This window comes from Pseudomonas sp. B6001 (assembly GCF_013386015.1).
In the GTDB taxonomy this organism is placed as follows: Bacteria; Pseudomonadota; Gammaproteobacteria; order Pseudomonadales; family Pseudomonadaceae; genus Aquipseudomonas.
This window is the reverse complement of sequence record NZ_JACAOX010000063.1, coordinates 1-2,775: the sequence shown is the minus strand read 5'-3', so window position 1 is coordinate 2,775 and position 2,775 is coordinate 1. Positions and strand designations below refer to the sequence as shown.

At 62.2% G+C, this 2,775-nt stretch carries 4 protein-coding genes; all 4 read right to left on the bottom strand.

Annotation, left to right across the window (positions count from 1 at the left end; all coding sequences use genetic code 11):
* Positions 1-42 precede the first annotated feature (42 nt).
* Positions 43-534, bottom strand: a complete 492-nt coding sequence (locus HX821_RS31555; RefSeq protein ID WP_003214188.1) for an OmpA family protein — start codon at positions 532-534, stop codon at positions 43-45.
* Positions 535-538: 4 nt separating this feature from the next.
* On the bottom strand, positions 539-1,807 hold the full coding sequence (locus HX821_RS31550) for a diguanylate cyclase domain-containing protein (RefSeq protein WP_003214191.1): 1,269 nt from the start codon (positions 1,805-1,807) through the stop codon (positions 539-541).
* On the bottom strand, positions 1,804-2,373 hold the full coding sequence (locus HX821_RS31545; RefSeq protein ID WP_032898591.1) for a YfiR family protein: 570 nt from the start codon (positions 2,371-2,373) through the stop codon (positions 1,804-1,806). Before HX821_RS31545 ends, HX821_RS31550 begins: the two co-directional genes overlap by 4 nt.
* A 161-nt stretch (positions 2,374-2,534) precedes the next feature.
* Positions 2,535-2,775, bottom strand: a 241-nt coding sequence (locus HX821_RS31540; protein WP_177037390.1) for an ATP-binding domain-containing protein, incomplete at its 5' end; no start/stop codon positions are given.

The following is a 2,775-nucleotide window of genomic DNA, read 5'->3' as shown; positions in this document are numbered from 1 at the left end:
CCACATTGATTGCATTCCAACTCGAATTGCCCGAAAGCCAGACTAGTCCGCAATCACCACAATCGACACCCGGCGATTCTCGGTGCGCCCCGCCGCTGTCGCGTTGGACGCCACCGGCTCGCTGCTGCCCAGTCCGCGCAGTTGTACGTTTTCTTCTTTCATCCCAACGCCTGCCAACACGTGCGCGACGCTTTTGGCTCGGCGCAGGGACAGTTGCTGGTTGTAGGTTTCCTTGCCCGAGGCGTCGGTGTGGCCGTCGACCCGCACGCGCTCAATGCCCACGCCCAGCAGCGCCTTGCCGATGCGCTGGACGATCTCGGTGCTGGGGGCATTCAGACTTTCGACGTCGCTGCCAAACAGCACCTTGCCCGAGAGGCCGAAGGCCCAGCCTTCGTCAGTCAGTTCAAAACCCTGCTGTTTGAGCACGGCGATTTGCGCCGGTGTCAGGCCTTTTGGCGGCGGGGTCTGGCAGCCGCTCAGGGCGAGCAGAGCCACGAGCAAGGTGATGAATAAAAAGCGTGCGGTCGAGAACAAGGGATCAACTCCTGTGTTGAACGTCGGCGGCGGGGGACTCCGATTCCGCCGTTTGCTGGCCACCCTGGGAAAGCCGTTTGGCCTGGTACATCGCCGCATCGGCGGCGTTGAGCAGGTTACCGGGGGTGGCGCCATGATCGGGGTAGACGGCGATGCCGATACTGAGTGAGGTCAATACGTGGGCGTCGCCGGGCAGCGCAATGGGCGCGTCCATGCTGGCGATGATTTTTTCGGCAATGCGCTGGGCGTCCTCAAGTCGGTGCAGAGGCGACAGCAAGATGGCGAATTCATCGCCGCCCAGGCGTGCCACCAGGTCGTCTTCACGCAGTTGCGCACGAATGCGCGTAGCCACTGCCACCAATACCGCATCGCCGGCGGCGTGGCCAAAGTTGTCGTTGATGTCTTTAAAGCGGTCGCTGTCGAGGAACAAGACCGCTACTTTCTCGTTGAGCTTGGCGGCGCTGCGCAGGGCGCGGATCAGCCGACCTTCGAAGAACGCACGGTTGGGCAGCCCGGTCAGGCTGTCGTGGCTGGCCTGGTGGGCGAGGGTTTCGTTTTCGCTTTGCAGGTGGGTCTGCCAGGCCTCCAGTTCGTCGAGCAGGGCATTGAAGTCATTGCCCAGGCTGTCGAGTTCGGCGATTTTCGCCGGCGGTACGCGTCGGTCAAAGGCCCGCTCGCTTCGGGCGGCGTGGGCCACCGAGGCCAGGCTGTGCAACGGCCCGGTGATGCCGCGTAACAAACGCCGCGCCAGGTACAGTGCAACCCAGGCGCTGAGGGCGGTGCACACCAGAATCCCGGCAAGGCCGCTGAGCAGGAAGCGCAACAGGCTGCCGCCGTGGCCGGTCAGGTGCACGCTGCCGATGACCTGGCCCTGGTGCAGGATCGGCTGGGTGATGGGTTGTTCGAGCAGGGCATGCGCCAACTGCAGCTCAATCATCGACAGCATCCCGGTTTCAGGGCGCTCCCAATGGGCCAGTTGCTTGCCGTCGACGTTGAAGACTTCCGCCTCGGCCACTTCTTCCTCAGAGGCGATCACGCCCAACGCCTCGGTGGCCGCCGCGCTGTCGTTGAACACCACGGCCGCTTCCACGGTGTAGTTGATGGAGCGGGCGATCAGGTGCAGATTGTGGTCGGCATACACCCGCAGCGCGAGCACGCCGAGCAGGGTCAGGGAGATACTGGCCATGCTGACGGCCATCAGCGCCAGGCTCAGGTGCCCGCGCCCGATCACTGAACGCAAGGTAGGACGCACTGGCGCCTTATCGACACTCATGACCCCGGCGCTCGACGTCGGGACAGCTGCAGCACACTCGGATGAATGCGCACACCGCTACGGGCAACGGAATCCAGGTTGACCTCGAACGACACCTGTTCGTCGGCTACCCGCAGGCAGAACAGGCTGCCCACGGTGCATTGGTCGCCGCCTTCGCTGATGCTGAGCACTGGATGGCCGATCAATGCCGCGAACAGGCGGCTGCGCTCGTCGCTGGTCAATTGGCCGATGTACACGGCATCGCAGGCATTGGCGATGTCTGGATGGTCGGCCAGCAAACGCTGCACCACTACCGGACGGCCGGTAGCCTGGGTGGTGCCTTTGACCAGGTCATCGGTGTATTGGGTTGGCCCGACGATGCACAAACGCAATTGCGCGGGCTCTACCGGCCAGCGGGCGTAACTGAGAATTCCCAGGACCACTTGGGTGACGGCCTTGGCCCGCTGATCGGCCATGCCGGCAGGCGGCTGGGCAAAAACGAGGGGCGTGAACACGCACAGAAGCGCCAACAGCAGCATTCGTCTCCAGCTCAAACTTCGCTCTGTGGGCGAGACAGCCACGTTCATGCAGCGATTCTCTTTGATCTTCTCGGGATGATGCCGCAACGATAGCACAACGGCGGAAAACCCCCGAGGTGACACCCAGGAGGATTCCGACATTTTATTAAGAAAAATCACACATTTGGATCAGAAAATTTAGATGTCCCATCGGTCAGCTTCTTTGACGATCAAGTGCCCAGTTCCAGCATCAGCCCACTCAAGCGTTTCACCTTGCGGCTCACAGCCTCTTCGAATACGCCACCCCGGGGTTCGATCAGGCTGAACCAGTCCTTGGCGCGGGTGATGCCGGTGTAGATCAGCTCTTTGGTGAGCACCGGGTTCAAGGCGTCCGGCAAAATCAGTGCGGTGTGGGTGAATTCAGAGCCCTGAGATTTGTGCACCGTCATCGCGTAGACGGTTTCGACGTCG

What these genes read in the sequence shown, in the direction of transcription:
- HX821_RS31550 (WP_003214191.1), bottom strand. Translation starts at nt 1,807, where the DNA reads ATGAGTGTCGATAAGGCGCCAGTGCGTCCTACCTTGCGTTCAGTGATC.
- HX821_RS31545 (WP_032898591.1), bottom strand. Translation starts at nt 2,373, where the DNA reads ATGAACGTGGCTGTCTCGCCCACAGAGCGAAGTTTGAGCTGGAGACGA.